The sequence below is a fragment of the Sphingobium xenophagum genome (assembly GCF_031457465.1).
GTDB lineage: Bacteria > Pseudomonadota > Alphaproteobacteria > Sphingomonadales > Sphingomonadaceae > Sphingobium > Sphingobium xenophagum_A.
Genome location: NZ_JAVDWV010000011.1, coordinates 1 through 23,413, shown reverse-complemented (window position 1 = coordinate 23,413; position 23,413 = coordinate 1). Strand labels below are relative to the sequence as shown.

Annotated in this window: 20 protein-coding genes, 1 tRNA gene and 1 pseudogene; 11 read left to right on the top strand and 11 right to left on the bottom strand. The window is 60.1% G+C overall.

What is annotated here, in order from left to right; all coding sequences use genetic code 11:
* Nucleotides 1-502: 502 nt before the first annotated feature.
* Nucleotides 503-1,105, bottom strand: a complete 603-nt coding sequence (locus tag J2W40_RS12550; protein ID WP_310225245.1) for a DUF6118 family protein — start codon at nt 1,103-1,105, stop codon at nt 503-505.
* Between the two features lie 11 nt (nt 1,106-1,116).
* On the bottom strand, nt 1,117-3,951 hold the full coding sequence (gene traA, locus J2W40_RS12545) for a Ti-type conjugative transfer relaxase TraA (RefSeq protein ID WP_310225242.1): 2,835 nt from the start codon (nt 3,949-3,951) through the stop codon (nt 1,117-1,119).
* A gap of 172 nt (nt 3,952-4,123) precedes the next feature.
* Between traA and J2W40_RS12540 the strand changes: the two genes are divergently transcribed.
* Genes J2W40_RS12540 through J2W40_RS12530 form a run of 3 tightly spaced genes read left to right on the top strand, consistent with a single transcriptional unit; the run spans nt 4,124 to nt 4,874 of the window.
* A complete protein-coding gene (locus J2W40_RS12540) occupies nt 4,124-4,450 on the top strand; it encodes a conjugal transfer protein TraD (RefSeq protein ID WP_310225241.1) in 327 nt (108 codons plus the stop codon).
* A gap of 16 nt (nt 4,451-4,466) precedes the next feature.
* Nucleotides 4,467-4,688, top strand: coding sequence for a conjugal transfer protein TraD (locus J2W40_RS12535; RefSeq protein ID WP_310225239.1), 222 nt, complete (start codon nt 4,467-4,469; stop codon nt 4,686-4,688).
* 18 nt (nt 4,689-4,706) lie between these two features.
* Nucleotides 4,707-4,874, top strand: a complete 168-nt coding sequence (locus J2W40_RS12530) for a DUF6771 family protein (RefSeq protein WP_310225237.1) — start codon at nt 4,707-4,709, stop codon at nt 4,872-4,874.
* Here J2W40_RS12530 and J2W40_RS12525 read toward each other — a convergent pair whose 3' ends face one another.
* Genes J2W40_RS12525 through J2W40_RS12515 form a run of 3 tightly spaced genes read right to left on the bottom strand, consistent with a single transcriptional unit; the run spans nt 4,875 to nt 6,997 of the window.
* Nucleotides 4,875-5,804: a HEPN domain-containing protein gene (locus J2W40_RS12525; protein ID WP_310225235.1), complete on the bottom strand. Its 930-nt coding sequence runs from the start codon at nt 5,802-5,804 to the stop codon at nt 4,875-4,877.
* A gap of 60 nt (nt 5,805-5,864) precedes the next feature.
* The gene (locus J2W40_RS12520; RefSeq protein WP_310225233.1) at nt 5,865-6,113 is read right to left on the bottom strand and encodes an iron dicitrate transport regulator FecR; all 249 of its coding nucleotides are present in this window, start codon (nt 6,111-6,113) and stop codon (nt 5,865-5,867) included.
* On the bottom strand, nt 6,110-6,997 hold the full coding sequence (locus J2W40_RS12515) for an ArdC family protein (RefSeq protein ID WP_310225520.1): 888 nt from the start codon (nt 6,995-6,997) through the stop codon (nt 6,110-6,112). Before J2W40_RS12515 ends, J2W40_RS12520 begins: the two co-directional genes overlap by 4 nt.
* A 535-nt stretch (nt 6,998-7,532) precedes the next feature.
* Between J2W40_RS12515 and J2W40_RS12510 the strand changes: the two genes are divergently transcribed.
* Nucleotides 7,533-7,766 (top strand): helix-turn-helix transcriptional regulator, encoded by a 234-nt coding sequence (locus tag J2W40_RS12510; RefSeq protein WP_310225231.1) that lies wholly within the window; start codon nt 7,533-7,535, stop codon nt 7,764-7,766.
* Nucleotides 7,767-7,991: 225 nt separating this feature from the next.
* On the opposite strand, the gene J2W40_RS12505 is transcribed toward J2W40_RS12510, so the two are convergent.
* Nucleotides 7,992-8,258 (bottom strand): hypothetical protein, encoded by a 267-nt coding sequence (locus J2W40_RS12505; protein ID WP_310225229.1) that lies wholly within the window; start codon nt 8,256-8,258, stop codon nt 7,992-7,994.
* Here J2W40_RS12505 and J2W40_RS12500 point away from each other — a divergent pair.
* The 6 genes and pseudogenes from J2W40_RS12500 to J2W40_RS12475 all read left to right on the top strand — a co-directional run.
* A pseudogene (locus J2W40_RS12500) lies at nt 8,257-8,682 on the top strand (IS110 family transposase); the annotation flags it as partial. The gene J2W40_RS12505 and the pseudogene J2W40_RS12500 sit on opposite strands and share 2 nt — an antisense overlap.
* Nucleotides 8,677-9,231: an IS5 family transposase gene (locus J2W40_RS12495; RefSeq protein WP_310225517.1), complete on the top strand. Its 555-nt coding sequence runs from the start codon at nt 8,677-8,679 to the stop codon at nt 9,229-9,231. The pseudogene J2W40_RS12500 and the gene J2W40_RS12495, both read left to right, overlap by 6 nt.
* A gap of 110 nt (nt 9,232-9,341) precedes the next feature.
* A complete protein-coding gene (locus tag J2W40_RS12490) occupies nt 9,342-11,717 on the top strand; it encodes a hypothetical protein (RefSeq protein WP_310225227.1) in 2,376 nt (791 codons plus the stop codon).
* The gene (locus J2W40_RS12485) at nt 11,678-13,237 is read left to right on the top strand and encodes a hypothetical protein (RefSeq protein ID WP_310225225.1); all 1,560 of its coding nucleotides are present in this window, start codon (nt 11,678-11,680) and stop codon (nt 13,235-13,237) included. Before J2W40_RS12490 ends, J2W40_RS12485 begins: the two co-directional genes overlap by 40 nt.
* A 180-nt stretch (nt 13,238-13,417) precedes the next feature.
* Nucleotides 13,418-15,670 carry an AAA family ATPase gene (locus J2W40_RS12480; protein WP_310225222.1) on the top strand — a complete coding sequence of 751 codons (2,253 nt, stop codon included), beginning with the start codon at nt 13,418-13,420 and terminating at the stop codon, nt 15,668-15,670.
* Nucleotides 15,671-15,680: 10 nt separating this feature from the next.
* Nucleotides 15,681-16,589 carry a hypothetical protein gene (locus tag J2W40_RS12475; protein WP_310225220.1) on the top strand — a complete coding sequence of 303 codons (909 nt, stop codon included), beginning with the start codon at nt 15,681-15,683 and terminating at the stop codon, nt 16,587-16,589.
* On the opposite strand, the gene J2W40_RS12470 is transcribed toward J2W40_RS12475, so the two are convergent.
* From J2W40_RS12470 to J2W40_RS12460, 3 genes are all read right to left on the bottom strand, one after another.
* Nucleotides 16,586-17,848: a hypothetical protein gene (locus J2W40_RS12470; RefSeq protein ID WP_310225217.1), complete on the bottom strand. Its 1,263-nt coding sequence runs from the start codon at nt 17,846-17,848 to the stop codon at nt 16,586-16,588. The genes J2W40_RS12475 and J2W40_RS12470 overlap by 4 nt on opposite strands.
* A 486-nt stretch (nt 17,849-18,334) precedes the next feature.
* The gene (locus J2W40_RS12465) at nt 18,335-20,803 is read right to left on the bottom strand and encodes an AAA family ATPase (protein WP_310225213.1); all 2,469 of its coding nucleotides are present in this window, start codon (nt 20,801-20,803) and stop codon (nt 18,335-18,337) included.
* The gene (locus J2W40_RS12460; protein ID WP_310225211.1) at nt 20,800-20,988 is read right to left on the bottom strand and encodes a hypothetical protein; all 189 of its coding nucleotides are present in this window, start codon (nt 20,986-20,988) and stop codon (nt 20,800-20,802) included. The genes J2W40_RS12465 and J2W40_RS12460 overlap by 4 nt, the downstream gene beginning before the upstream one ends.
* 420 nt (nt 20,989-21,408) lie before the next feature.
* Between J2W40_RS12460 and J2W40_RS12455 the strand changes: the two genes are divergently transcribed.
* A complete protein-coding gene (locus J2W40_RS12455; RefSeq protein WP_310225208.1) occupies nt 21,409-21,870 on the top strand; it encodes a Ros/MucR family transcriptional regulator in 462 nt (153 codons plus the stop codon).
* 58 nt (nt 21,871-21,928) lie between these two features.
* On the opposite strand, the gene J2W40_RS12450 is transcribed toward J2W40_RS12455, so the two are convergent.
* Nucleotides 21,929-23,134, bottom strand: coding sequence for a tyrosine-type recombinase/integrase (locus J2W40_RS12450; protein WP_310225205.1), 1,206 nt, complete (start codon nt 23,132-23,134; stop codon nt 21,929-21,931).
* 185 nt (nt 23,135-23,319) lie between these two features.
* A tRNA-Met gene (locus J2W40_RS12445) sits at nt 23,320-23,396 on the bottom strand.
* Nucleotides 23,397-23,413 lie beyond the last annotated feature (17 nt).

Here is a 23,413-nt window from a genome sequence, read left to right as displayed (position 1 = left end):
CGTGTGTGATCTCTGGCATCATCCACATGCTCAAATGCGGCGAACGATGGGAGGATTGCTCCACTGAGTACGGCCCGCCGACAACCCTTTACAACCGCTGGAACAGGTGAGCCGTCGGGGCATCCGGACCCACATCTTGGTGGCGCTGACAGAGGAAGGCCGGATTTCGGAGACCGGTCAGATCGGCAGCAGCTACATCAAAGCCCATCGTTGCGCCGACGTGGCCGGTGCGCATCTGGGTCGCCGTCCAGGCGATCGCAGGCATTCCCTCAACCGACGTCGCGGCGATTGCGCCACTAGGGGCGTCGAAATCAGGGGTTTCCGGGCCTTCTCGCCCACCTGCTCTATCGGCGTCCATGCCCGCGGCTGTAGCGCACCTTATGAATAGGGGTCAAATGCGCTTATGTGATAACTGCAATTATCAAATGTTCATTATATCTGGCTGTATTTTGACATGAATAGTTACAATATTTCTGTAAAACCACATTGAATTACGGCTCTATTATCGGCGAGGCTGGCCTGACCTACCTCTCTCAGTATTTAACCCATTAACATGAGCGTCGCGCATTTGGATCAAAGCTACCTCCTCTATTTTCAGCATTCGCGCCGCCATCCATTCGGGCACATGCCAGCTTGCTGGCAGCGACCTGGCGATCACGCCCGGCAGAAACGACCAGAGCAGGATGCCAGCAATAAAAGCGCAGCCGCCGATCGCTACCCCCCGTTTGCGCTGATGCTGCGTAGTCCGCGCCCGCAGGGCAATCCCCTCGAGCCGACCTATCGATTGGTGCAGCACGGCTCGCGCTTCATCCATCTGCTGCTTGTCATCGGCGCGCACATCGATGGCAGCTTTGGCAAGTTCCCGGACCATGACGGTCGGGGTCAGCTTGACAGCCGGGGCTTGAGCAATGACCCCAATGTCCTCCGTCAGGGTCGCAAGCTGTTTCCCAATCGCCCCCAGCGTCGGGTTGTAATCGGGTATCCTCTCCCGCGCGGCCGTCAGGCCCTGAATGGCGGTGTGGAGCAGTGATATCTCCCGCCGCAGGCCCTCAAAGGCCTGGCTCGGATCATCGGTGATGGCGGATTGGGGGGCTATGTCGGTCATGAGCTCGGACCCTACAGTCCGATTCCACGGTTACGCGAGCGGTCGAGCCATTGCTGGAGGCTCTGAGAAATGGACGCGCCCTTCTGAGACCCGAGGCCAAGGTCCTTGGTCCGATTGCGCAGCAGCGACTCGAGCTGGGGATCGCGATGCAGCGCCTTGGCCATCGCATGCATGTCCTGCTTCGCGCTCCAGACAGCGTCGGAATCGCCGTGGCGCTCCAGCGCCTTCAACTCGCGGGCCTTGTCCTGCCAGGCAGCGACAAAGCGATCGGCACGGTTGATGCCATCGGCTCGGATTTGCCCCTCGGCCATCATCGCCTGGATCGCACGGCTGGTGCGACCATCGGTGGCCTCGCGAATAAGGGCAGGGTCCTTATTCATAGCGATACGCATGTCTTCCGCGCCGCCGGGGCGCAGCGTATCGATGTCCTTGATCGCGCCGCCAGACGCCTGACGCTGATGAGGCAGCGGATCAAAGCCCTGTTCCTTCATGCGGATGATATCTGCCGCGGCCCGGGCATAGCGTTGCACAGCCTGATCCAGTGGGCTGGGCTGCTCGGGAATATTGATCGGAGCGCGGTTGAGCTTGAGGCCGTCGAACATGCCGCGTCGAGGAGCGGTGGACGCAGGCTGCAGTTCGCGCTGCTGCTCTGTGACCTTGGCATAATCCGACACCATGTCCTTGCCCCGCTCGCGGCCCAACGTGCGTACGAGCCTGCCCTGATCGGCAAAGTCATCCCGGCCATAATGGAGATCGACCGTGCCCCGATGGCGGGAGAGCGCGACATAGGCGGCATGACGATCGAGTCCGGGCGTCGCCAGCACATGGACCTTGTCGACTGTCATGCCCTGCGCCTTATGGATGGTAGCGGAATAGCCATGATCGATGGCGGCATAATCCTTGATATCGAACACAATAGCCCGACCATCATCAAGCATCACCGCCATGCGAACTTGGTTCACGCTTTGCACCGTGCCAAGCGTGCCGTTCTTGACGCCCATGCTCCGCTCATTCTTCAGGAACATTACGCGGTCGCCGGCTGCGAAGCTGCGCTCGCCGCGTTCTACCGGCAGGCCTATGTTATCACCCAGCGCGCCAGCATCGCGCAGCCGGGCGCGTGCCGCCTGGTTGAGCGCCTGCACTTCATCATTGGTGTGGGTGAGAATGATACGACTGGCCTGTGGGTCTGCGATGCGATCCTTGTCCCAGCGATCCACCAGATCTGCTCTCGCATCATCGCGGGTCTCGGCGGCATGGATATGGCCTGCTTCCATGTAGGCGTCGATTGCCTCGCCGGTCCGGCCCGTGGCGAGTGCCCGGGTCGCCTCGCGCTGCCATGCCTCGCTCTGCCGCCGGATCGAGGTAATCTCGACGCTGCCATGGCGCTCGGCCACGGATCTAAATGCTGCCCCCGCCTCGATCGCCTGCAACTGCTCGGGATCGCCCACCAGCACGATCTTGGCGCCACGCTTCTCCGCTTCGCTGACCACGCGCTCCATCTGCCGCGTACCAATCATCCCGGCTTCGTCGATCACAAGGATGGACCTGTCGGTGAGCAGCTCGCGATCCTGTGCCCATTGATGCTCGAGGCTGGCGATGGTGCGCGACGCGATGCCCGATCCGCCTTCGAGATTTTCTGCGGCAATGCCGGACAGGGCTGCGCCGCGCACGTCATAGCCGGCATGCTCCCATGCGGTGCGCGCCACGCCCAGCATCGCGCTCTTACCGGTGCCGGCATAACCGATCACATTGCTGAGCCCCTTGGCGCCGGTGACATGTTCGAGCGCGCCGCGCTGCTCGGCCGACAGGTCCAGGCCCCGCTTGGCCGCCTGCTCCAGCGCATGCGCGACATGGCGTTCGGCCACGCCATGATGGCGGCGTGCATCGAGCGTGGCGGTCGCCCGTTCGAGCCGCTGCTCGGTTTCCAGCATCGAGCGCGACGTGAACCGCGCATCGCCGCGCCCGTCCTTGCCCAGGGTGACGAGATCGGGCGACGCCTTCACCGCCGCCATCACCGCGTCGAACTGCGCCTTCCCCTCACTATGGCGATGGACGAACAGGGCAAGGTCGCGGGTGGTGAAGGTCGCTTGGGCCTGAGTGATCGCGTCCATTGCGATGCCGGGGTTGGCGAGGAGCTTTTCGCCATTGGCCCGCGCAATCTCATGATGTTCTTGCAGCCGCTCACTGTCATGGCCTTGGCCTGCTATGCGTGAGGCGGCAGGGCCGATCTTGTGCTGGGGTTCGAGATCGATCCCCTGCGCCTCCAGGCTGCGGTGATCGATCCGCGCATCGATATCCAGTTCGGCCAGAGTCAAGTTCACATGGTTTTCCCAAGCCTCGCGCCAGTGGGTGAGCTGTTCGGTCCTGTTCCAGTCGCGGACCTTCGCGCCGAAGCCCTCGTCGGTGACTTCCCGCAGCGACAGCATCACATGGGCATGTGGCTTTGCCATGCCATCACTGCCGATATCCCAATGGACATTAAGGTCGGCCACCATGCCGTTGTCGACAAACTCTCGTTTGACGAAGTCACGGGCCAGTTCGATGCCCTGAGCCCGCGTCATCTCGCGCGGGATGGCAAACTCGACCTCGCGCGCCAGCTGGGCGTCCTTGCGGATTTCGGCAGCCTCGACGTCATTCCACAGCTGCTCGCGATCGCGCCATTGTTCTGGCGCGCCGTCGGGCAGCATCACTTCGCTATGAACGACGCCAGCTTTGTTGGAAAAGTCATGATGGCGGCCAAGGCGCTGATCATGCAGCCGGGAGGCGGAGCGATAGGCGGCAGCCGCCAGCGCCGAGGATCCGGCGGCGCGGGAAATGATCTTCGCAGAGAAGTGGTAGATCGCCATGGCGACATACCAATTACCCCTAAAGAGCCACGTCGGCACGACGTATAAGCGCGCCCTCAAAAGATTTCATCAATCTCGGGATGGCGCAATCTCAGGACATTTCACGAGATTGTGACTGATCGAGAGGGTCGATAACGCGAATGGCCTCACCCTTACAAGGAGGACATTCTCCATGCGTAAACCTCGCGATTTCGATGCTGAGCTCAAGGCTCTCACCGACAAGGCCCGGCAGCTCAAGAGCCGCAAACAAAGCCAGCTCGGCGAACTGGTCATGGCGACCGGGGCGGATGGACTCAGCGCCGAAGCGCTAGCCGGGGCGCTGCTGGACGCCGTCGCCACCACGGACAGCGCGAAACGGGAGGCGTGGCACAAACGGGGCGCGGCCTTCTTTTCAGGCAAGCGAGGCGAAGCTGGCCACAGCGCTGGCGACAAGCCGGGCGGCGGTGCAACGGGTCACGATCGCGCGTCACCGGCTGGAGGCAGTCCAGGCGCGGCATGATTGGCGGGACTGGCAGGTGAAGCGGCGCGAACGTACCCGCCATCTGATCGAACTGGGCGGGCTGGTCGTAAAGGCCGATCTGGTTGCGCTCACCGATGATGATCGCGCCGTCATGCTCGGACTGCTGGGCGAGGCTGCGGCACAGCTGCGCACAGACGATCACGAGCGGCTGCTCCTGCTATGGCGCAGACGCGGTCAACGGATGTTCGCCAGCGATTCATTGCCTGACGAAAGCTGACCAGGCATAGGCGGCGGCATGAATGAACATATCCAGGCGGCCATTCTCGCCGTGATAGAACGGGCACCGCAATGGATCCGCCAGGATCTCACCGCGAAAGATGCGGCTGCACGCATACGGGCGGAAGAGTCATTGGCAGCGATGATTGCGGACGCGCTCGGGAAAGTGGACCCTCAACCGGAATGATCAGGCGGTGATGCCTGCGGCCTTTCTAAGATCGGCGATGCGTTCGGTGCAGATTGCATGCACGACCCGGCCCAGTTCCTCGACCTGCTCGCCAAGCCAAGCTAATTCTTCTTCGGTGATGCGATAATTTTTGGAGTAGCGCGCCTTCACATAGGCTTCCTTCAGCTTCTCGAACCGGGCCCGCTGCTCGCGATTATCGCTTGGCCACACATGGACCAGCCGCCGGTCAATCTTCTCTGCCTGCGTCCGTAAGAATGCCAAATTATGAACGTGTGGTGTGTAGAAATTTACGACAAGCAGGACGCAGTGATAAAGGCTCTCTGTCGCTTGATGCATTAGGAAAGCAGCCTTCTTGTTCCAGCCTTTACTAGAGGTGAACCTAGCAGTTTCTAGAAACTGCTGCCCGCTGGGCATCCACTCTTCGAAATACTCACGCGCTATATCGAGCGCCGCTTGCGGCGTCTTGGGCTTGGGCTGATGGAATTCACTGTCTTCGCTCTCATAGAGCGCGATCCCGTCCTTGGCGACGTCCATGAAGAAATAGCGGCCATGGGCAAGGCCGTCATTCACCTCCTGCAGGGTGTGGACGATGAAGTTGACCGGGGTCTTGAGCGTAGCGGTGATGCCATATTCGCGCATCAGCCGGTCATCGACCTTGAGCCAATATTTGACGCGATCGGTCAGGCGCTGGTCGCTGACGATGATCAGAAGATCATAGTCGGACTTATAGCCTTTGGCGGTGTGCGGCTCGTCGACCCAGGTGCCACGGGCATAGCTGCCATAAAGCACGATCTTGAGGATCCGACCTGCCTTCTTCCATTCATGCCGCGAGAGCGCAAAAGCATCCTCGAATTCTTCGAAGATGATCTGTACCACGCGCTCCAGTTCACGCTGTTTGTCGGCGGGAAGATGATCGAGATCGTTACGCATGTCAGGGATACCCTGTCGAACCGATCGCCCGATGGCAAGCCACCGGGCACGGTGAATTGATCACAGGCGATGGGACAGGCGTCGCCACCAGGGCTCGGGCTCGTGCACGGTTCGCAGGAAAATGCGCAACGCAGCGGCAAATTCTGCCTCTGCTTGCCTCGCCGTGATGTCATGACGTTCCGCAAGCTGCGCATAGGTCAGGTCCTCCATGCGTATGGCGAAGAAGATCGCGCGCTGGAGATAGGTCATGCGGCGCAGCGACCTGCGCCCGCGCCGCAGAAAGACGCGCCGGGCAAGCGGATCGGTCATGACACCGCCTCTTCCCTGTTCAGCAGATAGTCGGCCGCCTTGCTGGCTGCGCTGGCCGCCTTGAAGATCGCCCGATCATCCTCGCGCAGGACGGCGAGCCAGGATCCGATATAGTCACTATGTCGGACGGTGGGGACAATCCCGAGCGACGCGCAGGTGAACGCGCTTGCCATCTCGGCCACCAATTCTTCCCGCGCGTAGAGCGCAGACCCAAAGCTGCCCGACTGATCGCGCGCCAGACGGCTGCCATGTCCGACCCAATGCCCTAGCTCATGCAGCGCTGTGCGATACCAGTTGATCGGCTCATGAAACGCCGCTTGCGGGGGCACGGCAACATAGTCGCCTGCTGGGGCGTAATAGGCCTTATCGCCACCTATGCGGATATCAGCACCACTGCGTTGGATCACGCTATCAGCCTCGGCGATTGTAACCAGCGGCTCCGGGATTTCGGGCAACTGGGTCAGATCGTCAAACAGGCCATCGCACTGGTCGACATTGAAGACCGTGAACCGCTTCAGAAACGCAATCGTCCTGGCCTCGCGATCCTCCTGTCCCGCCCGTTCTTCTTCGGCCTTGGGAATGAAGCGATCGGCGTAACAGACAATCGTGCCCTTCTCGCCCTTGCGGACATGACCGCCTGCTGCCTCTGCCTGTCGGTAGGTAAGCCAGCGCTGCCCGGCAAAGCCCCGCTCTATGACGGTAGCCCACAGGATCAGAATATTGATCCCTGAGTACTGCCGCCCGGTGACCGCGTTCTGCGGCATGGTGCAGGGACAGGCGCTGCTGTCCCAAGGCTGCACCCAGGGAAGATGGCCTTCCTCCAATTGTGCGATGATCCGGGATGTAACGTCGGCATAGATGCTCTGCCGTTCGGTCTTGCTCATGGGTCCTTCCTCCTTCTTCACACCGCAACCGGCGCCGGAGGGCGGGGTGGGCGGCAGGAGCGGTCCATCAGCGCCGCCGGGGAAGGCGGCCTGCACCCACAGGGCCGCAATGCAATGGAGGACCCCGGCGCAGCCGGGGTTGCAGGACGGCGAGGCGGGGCTAGGGACGAGCGACGCCCACACCGACCGTTCGATGCCGGAGGCCAACGCCATCGCGCCACCAGGCGCGATGACCGCATGGCGGCACACAGCGCCGCCTAGAGACCGAATCACACGACGCACGCGCGGCCCTTCCGCGCGTTCCGCAGCCGACCAATTGTCTCACGACATCTCAAGCAGGCGACGTCAGCCAGCATCCCAATCGAACGACGAAATATATTTTCAGTCCACTGAAGAACGCTGACGATTGCCATGATGCGCCACAGTGCGAACAGCGTGTTCCCGTGGATTCTCGGCCTATTGACGCCGACCAGACGCCTGACAATCCTGCGGCTCAGGGGCGCATAAATGACATCATAGCATATGGGATATTACCATGACCGCTCAGCCACCCGACCGCATTTTGCGGCTCAACACCGTGCTCGATCGCACCGGCCTCAGCCGGGCCACGCTCTATCGAAAGGTCCAGGCCGGGACCTTTCCGCGACAGATCCGCATCGCCACCCGCTGCACGGGCTGGCGCGAATCCGCCGTCAACGACTGGATGCGCAATCCGATGTTTTGGAGTGTCGATGACGCAGGCGCAGCGCAAAAGATTCAGTCATTGTAATGTCATCGACGCAACCCATATCAAGACTGTCGCATCCTCCCCCCCTTTGGAGCGACACCTCCCTGAACTATGGCCCCGCCGTCGATATTATCTGCGGCGGGGTTACTTTTGCCGCTCGCCAACGCCGGTGACAGCGCGACCGATAACGGCCGACGATGGGACTTTTGCGACTGTCGGCTTATCGGCGACCATCCAGCGTAAGCCGACGTTCGCTCCACAGGGGCGCTACCTCAGTTCAATGGCTTGCTTGGGGACGTTTTGCTCGGTCCGGTCTTGAGCGACCATCCGAAAAATGCAGACGTTTCGAGCCGGTTTAATGGCGGCTTCGGGGTAAAGGCTGGCACATTCATCCAGTTCGATGGCCCAACGCAAGACAGGCGCCGTTCGTGCTGATTTCCACTGAGAAGTGATGGAGTGGATTCCCCCTACCGACGGCATCGAATGTGCCAATGTGATGTTTCCGAACATCACAGCAGAGGAGAAGACATCCATGGGCGAAGTTAGCATCATCGGTCTGAATCTGGCAAAGCGGGTTTTCCAAGTACACGGAGCGTGTCCGAACGGGCGCGCGCTCCTCCGCAAGAAGCTTAGCCGTGGTCAGTTGCTCCCATTTCTGTCCCAGCAGTCGCGTTGCATAGTGGCGATCGAGGCTTGTGCCAGCGCCCATTTCTGGGAGCGCGCGATACAAGAGCTTGGACATGAGGTCCGTCTCATCCCGCCAATCTATGTGAAACCCTTCGTGAAGCGGCAGAAGGACGACGCTGCGGACGCAGAGGCGATCGCTGAAGCGGCCGTTCGGCCGAACATGCGCTTTGTCGCGCTCAAATCGCCGGAACAGCAAGCTGGGGCGATGGTGTTCAGGACGCGCGATTTGCTGGTTCGGCAGCGAACCCAGCTCGTCAATGCCCTTCTGGGAGACCGTAGCTGTGACCCTAGCCGAGATCATGGCGGACAGCGGCCACTACAGCATCGACAGTACCACAGTTCGCGCCCATGTCTCGGCAGCGGGCGGAAAAGGGGGACTCATCGACGCGCTCTTGGCCGCTCGCGGGGCGGGTTCACCAGTAAGCTTCACTGCCTGACTGATGCCCTCGGTCGGCCACTCGCCTTCCATCTGACGGTCGGCGAGGCAGCTGATTGCAAGGCGTATGGTGCCCTGATCGGATTGGCCGAGCGCACACCCGACGCTTTGCTTGCCGACAAAGGCTTTGACGCCGCCGCCATCCGCGCCGACCTTGCCGAACGTAAAATTAAGGCTGTCATACCCGGCCGATCAAACCGCCGTGTGAAGATCGAGAATGACCGAGTCCTCTATAAGCAGCGCAACCGCATCGAGCGAATGTTCGGCCACCTCAAGATCAACCGCGCGATCGCTACCCGCTACGATCAGCTTGCCAATAGCTTCCTAGGCATGGTCCATATTGCCACAGCCAGATTCTGGCTCAAATTTGTCCACGCCGCCTAGTCATTTTAGATAGTCTGTACGCCGGTGATGGTTCGCACCTGCCGCGCGGATTTTCTCCCTCTGCGCAGCAGGCGGATCATATGTGTCTTGAGTAGCAGCGGGATCAAGTCATGGGAAAGAAAGAACGGTCTGAAGCCTTGCATCCGCTCGACATGCTGCGCGCTGGCCGTTGGAAGCGAGCGCTATTTGGTACCTATACTTTGAGCCTTGGCTTCTTCGAGGCAACGCCGCTGCGGGCGCTTCGTCGGGCAGGCGTTGCTGAAATCAGCATATTGGCGGACATTTCGGGCGTAGCAGATGCGCTGGGCGAAGCCGGCGCACGCGAAGTCGGGCGGACCTATGCGGTTGAACCCCTCCTTGTACGCAAAGGCTGCTTTCACCCAAAGTTCATGCTGCTTGACAGCGAAACCGGGCCAAGGATGTTTGTAGGGTCGGGCAATTTGACATTTAGCGGCTGGGGCCGAAATCTCGAACTGGCGGAGTTTCTCACCCCGGAACAAGCGCCGCAGGTATTTGCTGACATGGCCGATTTTCTGAGCGCGCTCGCCCACTCGGATCGTGTCGATTTCCCGGGAGCCAGAACCGCTGAATCCTGGGCGGGAGCCCTTCGCAGAATTGCTGTGCCGGGGCGGCAGCAGGACATGCGCCTCATTCACAATGTCGATGAACCGATCGCGCCGCAATTGGCTGCCATGGCCGGCCTTTATGGCGGCGCTGAGGGACTGCTTGTTGCCTCGCCCTATTTCGGGAAAGGCGATGCCGTTCAACGCCTGGCAAAAGCGTTGGGCGTGAACCGTCCAGATGTCCATGTGTCGTCGAGACTGGCGCTTGCGGGCCATCATTATGATTTTGAGCGGCATGAGGATGCCCGACCGGTGGTCGTGCGTGCGCTTGATGAAGCGGCTCGGCAAAGGCCAATGCACGCTAAGCTCTTGGAGGTAAAATGTCGGGACGCTGTGCTGACTGTCAGCGGAAGCGTCAACGCCAGCGGTCCTGCGCTCATGCAGGCGAGTAACGTAGAACTGGCAGTGGTTCGCGTGGGGAGGGAGACCGCAGCGCGCCGTCGCTTCAAGGGGGCGTTGCCCGTTATCGAGCAGCAGGCGGTCGCACCCTCTTCCACTGTCACTTCTCTCCTTCAGGCGCGGCTCGTCGGTCGCAGGCTGTCGGGCTCTGTCCTTGGAGCCATGGCGGCTGGCAGCTGGGACGCACGCCTCGATGCGGCGGGCCTTATGAATGAGCTTGGCCCCGTGGAGGTCGGTCCGGACCGGTCGTTCAGCGTCGATATCGATGCGGCAGATGAGGTCAACTTCGGCACGAAGCGCGCTGTGCTCATACTCTATCGCGGCGATGAACGTATTTCGGGGTTCGTTACGTTCCCTGATCTTCTTGAGCTTAACGGCCGGCTCGGAACGGGGGCCGGGGCCATGATCCGGGTCATAGGCGGGTCGACTGACGACGAGGATTGGGCCGGCGTGTTTGAATATTATGCGCGCCATCCCGACGAGACATCCTTCGCCTGGGCCTCGGGCGATCCTGGCACCCAAGAGGACGGCTTCGTTCGCGAGCAGCCTGACATAGCCTTGATGGATCTTGATATCCGGCCCCGCGAAGACATGGCGGTCGCGCCCGGAATGAGCGGTGGAGCAAGTGCGCTGGCCCGGCTTGCAGCGACAGTCAGACGCATGCTGCTGTCCGCGCCCGCAGGCTCGGCACGTGGCGCGACGATCGAAAGCGAGTATGATGCGGAAGGGGATGGGGCACCCCCACCACCGCCCGAGAAGGTCGACAGGATTTTCGAAACATTGTGCGAGCTATTGGCCGAGCGGGTGCCGCTCGATCCGGCCACCGAACTGCATCGCCTGGGGGAGCTTGGCATCTGCGTCCTTGCCCGTCGTCCAGATGCCGCAAGGCTCACAGCGTTCGTGGGCTGGTGGTGCACCCTGGCGGCCAGCCATCTTCGACAACCTGCAAACCGCCCCGATTTGATAAGGCTTGCCACCGTCTTCCTGCTCATGGATGGGCTTGCCGATGGCGTGCCGCAAAGAACCCGGCGGCGCATGGCCACCATTATTGGCGATGCAGACGCTGCGCTTCTGCAATGGAAGGAGGGGCTGCCAGCGGCTTTGAAGGGACTTATCGAGCAGGCCACAGCCGGTTATGATGCGGTTGAGTGCCTTGCCGACGCAGTCCGCGCTGAGCGCTCGCCGCTCGAGGAACTGCCGATTCTTCTTTCCGCTATTCGTGCGGGGGTTTTACCGCCGCCTTTGGCCCGGCTCGACCAGGAACCGGAAACCGACCGTATTCGGCAACGTATCTTGCAAGGCTTTGCAGCAAAAATTCCGATCGCACGGAGTGGCGATAGTGCCTGTCCCAAATGCAGGATAGGGCTTCCGCAATCGGACGTGGTACGTCTTTCCTCGGTCGGTCTCGTCGAGGCCAGAAATTGTTGTGGGCGTGTGATCGTTCTGGACGTAGCCCAGTCATGATGCGCATTCGAACTCTGTCCGACCTCGATACCGCGGTAGAGCGCCTCGACGGGCCTCAGATCGTGCCGCCGCTTCCGCTTTCTGTTGGTGGCGTTGACCCACTTGGCCTTCGCCAGCTCAACTTTACCATGATGGATCGCTGCATCCCGGGCCTCAACAATGCCGCCTGGCGGCTGCGGCCCTATGTCGTCATGGCCTGGGCCTGGTGGAAGATGGGGCGCCTTGCGGGACAGGCCGGGCTCCACGCGCTTGCTCCCCTCAAGGCACGATTATTTGTCGATCGCATCGAAATATTGTTTCAGGCGGGGCATCTCGCGGCTGGAAATTATGACAGCCTGCAGGGCAGTGAGGCCATTGCTGCGCGGGTGCTTGAGAAAAAGGGCTATGATTTTTCCGGCGAGGACTGGACTGACTGGCATATGCGCAGGCGCGGGCAGGGTTCATTGTTGGCGCCCGTCTCTTACGGCCCCTCTGCAAAGGAAGGGTTGGGGCTAGGCTTTCTTCGCGCGGCGGGGCCGCTTTTCGTCCCCGTCTCCGAAATCATGCCGGCGGTGCGGGCGCTTGATGAGCGACTTGCGCCAGCGCTGCGCGATCCGGCCTTCGCCGCGCTGGAATGCGGCTGGGTTTCGCTCGGAAAGATCAAGCGATGGCGATCGCTATGGGATATGGACGACTTGTCCCCACAGGAAATTGAAGTGGGTCGTGCTGCACTGCTTCGCGGCGGCTCGGCTTCCGGGCGCGTCGACATGATCGCACTGGTTCGGAAAATCCTGCAAGAGGCAGACGATCCACTTCTCGTCGATGAGATACGCACCCTGGCCGCTCGCTCCGACCAATCCTGGTCGACGCTGCCGATCGCGCGGCTATGGCGGGCCCTTCAGGCGCGCCAGCTCATGCGCATCTCGCTCGAGGGACTGCTCAACTGGGTTCTGACGCAAGCATCCGATGGGCCTGTGTCGCTGCAGGAGATGGTGGGCGAGCTCCATGCCGCGCTCAACGTTCGGCGTGGTGCCACTCTGGACCAGTGGCTGGCAAAAGACATTCGCTCCAGCGCCCGGATCAAGGCCACGCTCTCGCCCGTCTCGCTGCTCGATGATATCGACGGCGCAGACCAGAGCGACCATCCTGATCTTTGCGCCGCCGGATTACGCGCTGCGGTCGCAATTTGCCGGGAAATGGGAGAAGAACCGGACCTTTTTGGCGGTCAACCCGACCGTTTGCCACTGGAGCGGTTGTCGAAGAGGCTGAAAGGGGCAGGGCAGATCTCCATGCGCGATGCATGTGAGCTCATGATCTCGGAGTTGCTCATCGGGCAGCATGTCTATTGGGCGATCGGTCGGAGCGGCGATGATACCCAGCGACTGCGCATCGTCCTCGACGAAGGCGGATGGATAGCGCTGCAGGGGGCCGGTCATGCGAACCCGACCGCGGATCGGCTGGACACTTTGCTCCGGCTGGCAGCGGACTGCGGGCTGTTTCTTCGTGATGAGGATGGTGCCTATCTCGATGCCGAGACCTGATGCGGGCATGGCAGGTAAGAGAGGGGCTGCAAGTCACAGCGGGGTGAGAGAAATGCCGTGCGTTGCGCCGCAGCAAAAGGCTGATCCGATTGCGCCGGAATGGGGCTGTTTTCGCTTTCGCGCTTGCAGGAGTTGGCGGGGCTGATAGAGTTTTGGACAGATCACAGGGGAGACGGGCCGGTGCGTTATTTCGATCGCAACCTGATGTCTGCGCCGACTGTGCTGTCTTCGGCTCCGTTCGAGAATGCGCGCCGCCAGCTTCTCGAATATGTGCACGATCCCGATGAACGGCGGCAGCGTCAGCGGCGAGCCCCCTATGATCCAAGGCTGCTGACCAATCCGGAGATAAAGGAGGCGTTGGCCAAGAATTTCGGCTTCCTTTGCGCTTATTGTGAAACCGACATGCGCGGCTTTGAATTTTTCGATGTCGAGCATCATCGTCCCAAGGCGAGCGCTGCCCAGCATAAGGGGCAAACCCAGCATCTCTATTATGTCTGGCTCGCTTATGAGTGGGACAATCTCCTGCCAATCTGCCGGACTTGCAACAACGCCAAACGCAACAAATTCTACGTTGCCGGTGAGCGCGGTGCGATCGGGGCCTCGGTCCAGGAACTGCGAGAACAGGAACGGGCACTTCTGCTCGATCCTTGCTTCAGTGACATAGCCCAGCATCTCGGCTTCGATCTGACTGGCATGGCCCGCCCGAAAAGCGAGGATGGCAAAGCCACGATTGAAACGCTGGCGCTCAATCGCAAGCCCCTCGTCGAGCAGCGCTGCAATCAGCTGGCCGGCGCGATTAACATGCTCTCGACCGACAAGGTGCCGGCTTGTTCCACAACCGGCTTTCCAAATGGCTGGAGTTCGTGGGTGTTCGCGCAGGCTGACGGTGGAGCGATACCCCATGCCGGAGCCACGACGCTTGCAATTTTGGAAGTCGCGACGCGGGTGATGCCCCAGATCACTGATCTCAGAGTGTTTTTGGACCTGTGGGGAAAGCTGCCCGGTGATGTGAAAGGGCGGTTTCAGGCTGCGTTCAATGGCGAGGACTATGCGCCCCAACCGCCCCTTGTAAGCGTTGCACCAAAGGCCTCAAAAACAGCGCAAGGCCCTCCCAGGTTCAAGGTAAATGAACTTCCGTCGGCAGAACGGCCTATTGCCAGCGTCCGGATAGAGAATTTCAAGGCGTTGTCATCAATTGCGCTAAGCCTGCCTACACTTGTCGAAACACCTGATCTTGTGCCTTGCATGTTGCTGCTGGGCGAGAATGCCACGGGGAAGAGCTCGGTGCTTGAAGCTATCGCCCTTGCGCTGCTTGGTACAGGGGAAACGAGGGCGCTCGATAAGCTCGTCGAACCCGACAAGATCGGCCCTGAGGATTTCGTGCATCGACCCAACGCTGGCAACTGGAACGTGATTGCCAGCGCACCACTCATGGTCGATGTCCAGTTTACCGGTGTGGAGGCTACGGCCTCTCTCAGGGGCATCCATGGCCAGGCTGACTTTGAAGGCAGCATCACGCCCAGCAAGATCGTCCTTGGCTATGGCCCGCGCCGATATTTCCCAAATGTGATAACGCGCAGGTTTCGCGCTGCCGCGCACCGCGTTCGTTCCTTGTTCGACCCGATGTCCACCATCACCAACCCGATCGGCTGGCTGCGCAAGCTTGAGGAGCGGGACAGCGTGAAGTTTGACGCTGCCGTCCGCGCATTGCGGATCGTGCTCATGCTCGGGGATGAGGCCCTCATTCAAACGGAAGGCGGTCACATCATGGTCGACAGCCCCCAGGGGCGCATTCCACTTACCAAGATGTCAGTGGGCTATAAGTCTGTCATCGCGATGGCGATCGACATCATGCGCGAGCTCTTTGTCTATTATGATAATCTCGAAAACGCCCATGCCGTCGTGCTTGTGGACGAGATCGAGACCCATCTTCATCCCCGCTGGAAGATGCGGATCGTGGGGCTGCTGCGCGAGGCGTTCCCGCGCGTCCAGTTCATCCTGACGACCCATGACCCCCTCTGTCTGCGCGGCATGTATCAAGGAGAGGTCTTCGTGCTTCGCCGCGACGATGCCGATAATGCGATCGAGACATTGTCCGAACTGCCCAATGTTGAAGGTATGCGCGCAGATCAGATACTGACGTCCGAATTCTTCGGGCTTGGGTCTACCGACCCGACCACCGACGCCAAGGTCGAGCGCTACCAGTTTCTGACCGGCAAGGCAGGACGCAATGACGATGAGGAGGCTGAGCGGCTGAGGCTCGCCGACGAAATCGAGGGACAGATGATGGTTGGCTCGACGATCGAGCAGCAGACCCAGGCCGAGGCAGCGCGGCGCGCCGATCTCGACGCCCCCATCATTCTCACACAGGTCAGGGACGGAGACCGCAAGCGGATGGTCAAGGACGCGCTTGCCAAGCTGATGGCTGAGTAAGAGGCGCGCCATGATCAAGGTTGATCGCCCGGCACCTCCGCCGTCCCTGGATATGACCGACGAGATGAGCGCCGCGTCGCTGGAGCTCAAGGTGATACTGGATCATCTAGCCGAGCATGGGACATTACCCGAAGAGAAGAAGTTCAATGTCTATTCCAGCCCGCCGGTCAAAGCCAGACTAAAGGAAATCTTCAGGGGAAAATGCGCTTATTGCGAGATTTATGCGACGGCCAGCTTCGATGGGGATGTTGAACATTACCGGCCCAAAGGGGGGGTGACCGATGCGGATGACGTTGCATTTGCGCATCCAGGCTATTGGTGGCTGGCAATGGCGTGGGACAATCTAGTCCTGAGCTGCCAGCACTGCAATCAGTCACGAAAGCAGCTCATCCATCAGCCCGGCCTGGACGAGGCCGCGATCGCGCAGGAGTTGCTGGAAAACCGACTCCGCACGACTGGCAAGAAGAACCGCTTTCCGGTGAGAAACAACAAGTGGGTCGTTGCCCATGATACGGATCTGGCGGACGAGGACCCGCTTTTGATTGATCCGACCGTGGATCAGCCCGAGGATCTGCTCGAATGGGAATTCGAACGATCGATATCGACGGTCAAGGCGCGCAACGGCAATCCCAAAGCCGCTGAAACGATCGACATACTGGGTCTCAACAGGCGCGGGCTGACAGAGGCCCGCGTGTCCGTACTCAACGCCTTCAGACAAAAGCGCCGCACCATTCTCAATCGTCTCAATCGGATTGCCGATACCGCCAATACCTCGGACGAGGTCGCGCAAGCGCTTCGGGACATCGTCCTGGAGGATCTTGAAGACTTCAATGCCAACTGTACGCCCGACAGCCAGTTTGCCGGAATGGCGCGGGCATTCCGCCTCAAGCTCGTGGCAGAAGTGCAGGGGATGCTCTAGGACTTGCGATCAAAGCCCAGAGCGTCGCGCAGCACCCTAATATGATAGGGGATAATGCCCGCTGTCCCAGTCAGGGCGGTCTTCATATCCCAATATTTGAGATGTGTGAGAAAACGCCATTTGCGATCCGCCTTGGTGTCGCCGGCACCGGGCAGGACGGCGATATCCCGAATGCCGCACACAGGCGGCCCTCCTTTTTTCGGCAGGCCAAGGAGGCCGCGGAGGGGGCCTGAGACAATGTCCCCGATCAGCATCAATCTGAGCGGCGAATAGATGTTGGTCCATTTCGTGTAGGCGAACAGCGCTGCATGATGCGGCACACGCGGTGCATCGCCGTTGGTGCCGGAGCCGGAGCCGGAACCGGAGCCGGAGCCGGAGCCGGAGCCCGCAATATTGCGCAGCCGAAAGGTAAAATGCAGCAATCTGGTCGTCCCATCATATTCAAGCGTAGGCGGGCAGGTCGGCAGTATCCGCTTCTGCTTGGCAGTCTCCAGTGCTGCCCGATCCCGGGCCAGCAGAAAGTCGGAATGGGTGAGCGGCGAGCCGAGCGTTATGAAGTCGCTTACGATCCAGGGATTGCCATGCATGGTGAGCTCAGCCCGACACGCGTCCTGCAATGTCTGAAATGCCTTGACGCACAGCGGCGGTGAATCAGGAGCAAGGGCGTCGCGTATCAGCTGTTCCATCTGCTCGCGCCGGTCCTGAGACGCTGTGAGGAGCAGGTCAGGGTTGACGCGCATATGATGGCGTCCAAAAGCCTGGGTCAGGATATCATAGCCCACGATCGTACCGAGCGAGTGCCCGACAACGATGATCCGGTCGTATTCTGCAGGGCCAGCTTTGCCATGTTCGTCTATGCCCATGAGCATTTCGAGCAGCCGCACGCCATTCTCGCGGATTGCCTGGCGAACCGCGATGTTTTTCGGTGTCGCCTGAACATAGCGGACGACATCGCCGGCGACATCGACCATGATTTTCAGGAAGAAGCCGATCGCCAGACTGGCCGCCCCCCAGACAAGGGCGATTTGCCACTTTCCCAAAGCTTGAGTCCACGCCGCCAAACCGAGCGTGAAGCGCACGGCGCGCCAATAGGCATCCGACACGATGATTGGGTCGTCAGCCGTCGCCATGCCGGCAACCATCGATACATAGAGGAACAGGAAAAATGCCAGCCACATCATCAGCCAGGCGGGCAGAACGCCACGCGGGACGTTGGTGAGAGGATTGCGCAGCATCAGCCCAGACAGCCAGGCGCGCACCTGTTCCCAGCTGGTGTCCGTTATGCGATGCGCCCAATAATATTCGAAGAAATCATAACGACGTCCAGATTTGTCCCTTTCGGTCGTCACAACCTGAAGTTCGAAACTGCGATTGCGAATATCAGGCTTGCTCCATGAGGCGTTGGTTCTGCGCGGTGCTCCGCTATCGGGATCGGGCTTGTCCTGATCGACAAGGTCGCGATCATGTGTCCAGACGGCATCGATGAAGCCGTTCAGGGTCGCCATCGGGATTTGTTCGCCAATGCCGTGGATGAGAATGACCGCGATGCGTTTTGTCATCTCGTGCCCCCCATGCGTTCGAGATACCTCTCGATGCTATCGTAAATCGCCAGGCATGGCCATGCCGCCCGTGCGATCTGGCCAGTTTCTCAAAAGTGCGGATAGCGCTGGACCTGGCCTCGGATGCAGAGGCGCCCTATCCCCGGCATGACAATCAGACTACATGCAACGCGGGCGTAACGGCGGCTAGGCAGTCGCATCTTTAGGTTTCGGCTTCAAATTCAAATTGACCTTAGCACAGCCGCAGCGCGCTGCTTCCTTGGTCTTGCCGCTCCGCACGACATAGATCAGGTCGCCGCAAGCAGGACATTCGAACTCACTTTCCAACCGCTTGAAGGCGGCGACCACCGGCTCAAAATCCTGTCGCTGGAAGTTGGCCCATTCGTTGAAATGGACGGCTGGGTTGATTTCCCATTGCTCGCTTTGCGATTGGGTCACGGCGGCAGTGAAAGTCGTATGACAGCCGTTTATCTCGTCAACGCGAGCTTTGTCGCCCCAGCTTTGCGCGGTCGACTTGGCCCTCTTATAGAGTTCGTTCATCGCGCCGAAAGCGGCAGGCAACAGGTCGCCCAGTTCGTATTTGCCATCGCTGCGAAACTCGACGCGACCGCCCAAGCGCGTGCACCATTCCGCTGCGGCATATTCAAGGTAATGCCGTAGCTGACCGGCGGCCGCGCGTATCTCGTTGTTGGCTACCAGTTGATCGACCTCCGCCCATACGTCGGTCTGCTTCCATTCCTGCGGGCCGTGATCGACGTGCCATTTGCGAAAAGTAATTGCGCTCTTGCCCGCGACGAGCTTGCTGCTCTTCATGTGGTTCAACCATACCGGGTCGTGGGTGGTGAGCACAAACTGGGTTTTTGGAAACTTGGCCCTGAGTAGGGTGCAGACTTCGCGCCGGTGCCCGGCATCGACCGACATCAACACGTCGTCCAGCACGGCGAAGGTGAACTGGTCGCCGAGCAGGTGCTTCATCAAGGCGAGGTAGAGGCACAGGCCCATGCCGTCCTGATGGCCTTCGCTGTGATAGGCCCCAGGCGGGAAAAAGCCCTTGCCGTAGAAATCGACTTCGAAGCCGAGCTTGCCGAGCGAAGGCGTTAATTGCGCCTCAAACTTGCTTTCGTCGTCACCGTTGATGTCGCGGTAGTAACTGCGGAACTCCGCCTCGACATCCTTGTAAATTGCCTCGAGCGCCTTGTCGGTAGTCGCGCCATACAGCGCGTAAACTTTGGCGGCGGCGTCGGCTTTGGCCTTCCCCGCTGTATATTTTGTCATCGCCTGACGCCACGACTCCAAGCGTTCCTGCCCTACGGTCAGGAAATCGCGTGCCGCGTCTCGGTCTGTCGGTTCCGACAACGCCTCGACGCTCGCGGAGAGAGCGGCGATATGTTCAATCGCCAGTTGGACGTCTTCCCAGTCAGTGTCGAGCGCGGCGATCGCATCGTCCAGCGGCAGGAACTTGCGTAGCACTTCGGCACGGCGATCAGCTTCTTTTGCCACCACCGCGAACGGCTCAAATGCGAGCGGGGTAGGCAGATCGCGGGCATAGGCAGCCAACTGTCGCAACATCGGTCGTAGCCCTTCCAAAGCGACGACGACGGGCTCGATCAATCCCTCGGCTCGTTTGCGTTCGGCCGCCGCCGCTTTCAATTGCTTGCGTTGGGCCTCGACCACGGCGCGAAACTCGTCGGGTTTCCATTCGATTTCGCAGACGGGGCAATGCTCTTCATCGAAAAGCGCAAGGGCCGTGGCGAGCATCCCATCTCGGGTCATGTCGGCAAGTTTGGCCTCGTTCTCTTTTAGCGCAGAGAGCGCGTCGACCACGCCTGACCATGCCGCTTCGGATTCCGGCGTTGTAATCGCTTCAAGCGAGGCAAGCCCCTTGGCAATGTCGGTTTTGGCCTGGATCTTGGGCACCTTAGGCGCGGATACGCCACTCTGTGTCTCTAGCCCGTCACGAATAGAGGTGGTCGCTTCGAGTTTGGTCAGGGCGGGCAGATCTAATGCCGCCCGTTTGGCGTTAACCGATGCAAGCAAGGTCAGCGCTTTGACCTCGGCAATGCCAAGCGCGCTCATCAAGTGGGTCGCGGCACGGTCGCGCTCGCCTTCCAGAGCCTTTAAGTCGCGCGTCGCGGCGTTAGATATCTTCAGCAACAGTTTGCGGGTGGTATCGAGCTTGTCGAGCTGCAACAGCGCTTGCACTTCCTCGGCCCGCTCGCCAGGTTCGGCGAGAACATATTTGATTATCTCGCGCCGCGAGAGTGAAAATTCCGGGTGGCGCTGTACATGCTCAAACACCGCGCGGATGGCGGGGTCATCCGGTGTGATCTTAGGAGTCTTGGGCGATTTGACGTCACGGGTAATGGTCGCCTTCTGGCCGAGGCTCTGGATCCACACTTCCAGCGTCACTACCGCTTTCTCGGGATGGGTCCGGCTATTAACGTGGGGGCCGTGTTCTTTGACCGACAATGCGCCGCGACCCTTTCCGATCAAGCGAGAAATCTTGCCGGTCAGGCCGAATTCGAGCGCGTCAACTATGCCGCTCTTGCCAGTTCCGTTCGGGCCGCACACCACAAAATTCGCGCTGCCGAGATCAACGGTTAGGTCGCGGATGCCCCGGAACTCTTCAATCTTGATGCGCTCAACTGTGATCATGAATCGTCGCCGAAAATGGCCTGACGCAATGACGCTTCGTTGACTGTATCGCCATCGAACAAGACAGGTTTCATGCGCGTGGCCACCTCTGACAGCGTCTCGTCTTCCCTAACCGCCGCGATGAACGTTGATAGCACGCGGTTGGCAACCGATTGTTCAGGCTCATGCTGTGCGTCTTCATCCATGACGCAATTCTTCATTATGGCGCCCCCAAAGCAAGTCGAAATTTTGCTGACTGACATATCCTGGGAAGGCCACCCTGTTTGTGAGCCGGGACCGTTCGACTTTTTCGCTGTGATCTAGAAGCGCAATGCCGACACCAGCGAGGCAGGTACGTCAAAGCCAGCTTCCGCTTCTCACCGCTCATACGACGCCGCGTGAACGTCAGCTTTTCCGGCAGCTCGGCTCCGAACCTGACATTCGCCTAACGGCCAGACTTGGGCATTCAGAACGGGAAACGGACGGGCCGCAACTAGGGAGGCTGGAGGTCTAATTTGGGTCGACAGCGGCTTGACGGCTATAGTTGCGAGATCCGGTACTGGTAATATGACCTACCGGCTGCCAATGGATAATCTTCCATGGTCGCAAATAAGGAGAGACATCCTATGTCCGCCGACGAAACACTCATCACGCTTACCGCCGATATTGTAGCCGCGCATGTCAGCAACAATAGCGTGGCAGTCAACGATCTCGCAGCACTGATTGCCAATGTGCATGGCGCCCTTTCGGCTCTGGGCAAACCTGCCGTGGCTGAGGAAGTAAAGCAGGAACCCGCGGTCTCGGTACGTGCGTCGATCAAGCCGGACTATATTATCTGTCTTGAAGATGGCAAAAAGCTCAAGATGCTCAAGCGCCACCTGATGACCCATTATCAAATGACCCCGGCGGACTATCGGGCAAAATGGAACCTGCCGAGCGATTATCCGATGGTGGCGCCAAGCTATGCTGCTCAGCGCAAGGAACTCGCCCACAAGATTGGCCTGGGCCGCAAGCCGCGCGCTGTTGAGGCAGCGCCTGCCAAAGCGCCTCGCCCTGCCCGCACCAAGAAAGTGGTCGAACCCACCTGACAACAGGCGCGTGGGGATTATGAGCGACGATCCCCACGTCCTGCTTCAAATTGATAGATCAACCGGGTGCCGCAGCCTTTTGCGGCGCCTCGATCATGCTCAACACATAATCCGCCCATTGCTGCAACATGCGCCGACGCGGTGTGAGATAGAGGGCGCTATTGTAGGCGCCGCGCACCTCATCACGATCGGCATGAGCAAGGGCCATCTCTATCCAGTCAGGCCGATAGCATTCCGCTTCGTTGGCCCAGGTCGAGGCGATGCCCCTAAACCCGTGTACCGTCTGTCGCCCGCGATACCCCATGCGATAGCAGCCATAGATCATCGTATTTTGCGATATGGGCGATCCAGGCTTATCACCGGAAAACACGTGGTGGCCGGGGCTATACACCCGCACCGCCTTGAGCAAATCTACAGTTTGGCGCGAAAGCGGCACGATATGTTCCCGTTCCATCTTCATACGCTCAGCAGGCACCCGCCAGATTGGGGCAGAGCCATCCAGCCCCTCAAATTCTTGCCAGGTGGCAAGCCGCGTCTCATTGGTCCGCGCCCATGTCAGCAGAGTGAACATCAGAGCATCGCGCGTCACCGCCCGGCGCCGGGGCTTTTCGTCACCATCATAGGCGTGGATCGCCCTCACGAGCGCAGGCAATTCCCCTACCCCGACGCGCGGCATATGGCGCACCCGTGGCTTGGGGCGTAGCAAAGTCGCCAGTCCGGCAGCCGGGTCATGGCTGGCCCAGCCCTGCGGGATGGCGAAGAGATAGACCTGGCTGACATGCTGACGCAGTCGACGGCTCACATCGAGTGCCCCGCGCGCCTCGACCGCGCGGAGCATCTCCAATATCTCGGCGGCCGAGATTTGCTTGAGATCTCGCTGCCCCAATACAGGAAACACGTCTCGCTCCAGACGCGACAAAATGCGCGCTGCATGGCTAGGCTCCAGCGCGCTCGCCCGATTATCATGCCAGGCCCGTGCGGCAACCTCAAAGCTGACGATCGGCGCTGCCGCCTTGGGTCCGGGATCTTCGCCCCTGGCAAGGGCAAGCCTGGCCTCGGCGCGACGCAGACGTGCCTGTGCGAGAGTAACCTCAGGATAGCGTCCGAACGAAAGCAGCTTCTCCTTGCCATCGAACCGATATTTCATGCGCCAAAGGCGCGAGCCGGTAGGGCGGACCAGCAGATAAAGGCCTTGGCCATCTGCCAGCTTGTAATCCTTGCAACGCTTCGTTGCGTAGCGGACCTCGAGCTCCTTGAGCGGCATGGGGGTATCTCCTGCTGGACGCAGACGATTACCCCAGAAAATACCCCCAAATGCAAATCGACGTCCTGGGATTTGCCGCGATCCGATGAGCGACATTGCGATCTCAGGAAACGGCGTAAATCCGCCAAAAAAGGCATAAAAAAGCCGCTCCGGGATGATCCGGAAAGGCTTGATACGTGTGTGTTTGGTTGCGGGAGTAGGATTTGAACCTACGACCTTCAGGTTATGAGCCTGACGAGCTACCGGGCTGCTCCATCCCGCGACACTGGTTGCCCCTTG